Annotated in this window: 2 protein-coding genes; both read right to left on the reverse strand. The window is 66.1% G+C overall.

The features are described from left to right. Positions 1-860 (reverse strand): alpha-amylase family glycosyl hydrolase (locus ACWC0C_RS48350; protein ID WP_450871551.1); only part of this gene is annotated, 860 nt, incomplete at its 3' end. After that, a partial coding sequence (locus tag ACWC0C_RS48355) for an alpha-glucosidase C-terminal domain-containing protein (protein WP_450871552.1) occupies positions 857-1,364 on the reverse strand: 508 nt, incomplete at its 5' end. The genes ACWC0C_RS48355 and ACWC0C_RS48350, both read right to left, overlap by 4 nt.

Raw genomic sequence — 1,364 nt, forward strand, 5'->3', positions numbered from 1 at the left:
TGGAAGGCCATGTGGCACTCGTCGCCGCCGGAGGCGTAGTCGCCGAAGTAGTCGACGACGTCCTCCGGCCACTGGTTGGCCTCCGCCAGCAGCACGGTGTCCGGGTACATCGCGTCGATCTCACGGCGGACCCGCTTGAGGAAGGCGTGCGTGGCCGGCAGGTTCTCGCAGTTGGTGCCCTCTTCCGCGTAGAGATAGGGGACCGCGTCCAGCCGGTAGCCGTCGATCCCGAGGTCCAGCCAGAACCTCAGCGCCGCCAGGATCTCCTCCTGCACGGCCGGGTTCTCGTAGTTGAGGTCCGGCTGGTGCGAGAAGAAGCGGTGGAAGTAGTACTGGCCGCGCACGGGGTCGAAGGTCCAGTTGGAGGCCTCGGTGTCGACGAAGATGATCCGGGCGTCCTCGTACTGCTTGTCGTCGTCGGCCCACATGTAGTAGTCCCCGTACGGGCCGTCGGGGTTCTTGCGGGACTCCTGGAACCACGGGTGCTGGTCGCTGGTGTGGTTCATGACGAAGTCGATGATCACGCGCATGCCGCGCTGGTGGGCGGCGTCCACGAACTCCACGAAGTCGGCGAGGTCACCGAAATCCGGGAGGACGGCGGTGTAGTCGGAGACGTCGTAACCGCCGTCCCGGAGCGGGGACTTGAAGAACGGCGGCAGCCACAGGCAGTCCACGCCGAGCCACTGCAGATAGTCGAGCTTGGCGGTCAGACCCTTCAGGTCGCCGATGCCGTCGCCGTCGCTGTCCTGGAAGGAGCGCACCAGGACCTCGTAGAAGACGGCGCGCTTGAACCACTGGGGGTCCCGGTCCTTGGCGGGAGTGTCCTCGAAAGTGTCCGGTACGGGTTGGTTCACGGTCATGACGCTGCGGGCCCTCCGATCCGGGGCGTCGATCGCCCGACGTGGAGCAGGTGCGCCGGCGCACTGCCGGGCGTCAGGCGCACGTAGTTGGTCCTGCCCCAGTGGTACGTCTCACCCGTCAGTTCGTCGTGTACGGGCAGGGCGGCGTTCCAGTCCAGGCCCAGTTGCGGCATGTCCAACGAGACCGTGGCCTCCTGGGTGTGATGCGGGTCGAGATTGACGACCACGATGACCGTGTCCGCTCCCGTGCTCTTGCTGTAGGCGAGCACGGCGTCGTTGTCGGTCTGATGGAAGCGGAGATTCCGCAGGCGCTGTAGCGCGGGGTGCTGCCGTCGGACGGTGTTCAGCTTGGTGATGAGAGGCGCGATGGTCCGGCCCTCGCGTTTGGCTCTTTCCCAGTCGCGCGGCTTGAGCTGGTACTTCTCCGAGTCGAGGTATTCCTCGCTGCCCTCCCTCAGCGGGGTGTTCTCGCACAGCTCGTAGCCGCTGTAGATGCCCCAGGTG

The organism is Streptomyces sp. NPDC001709 (assembly GCF_053596375.1).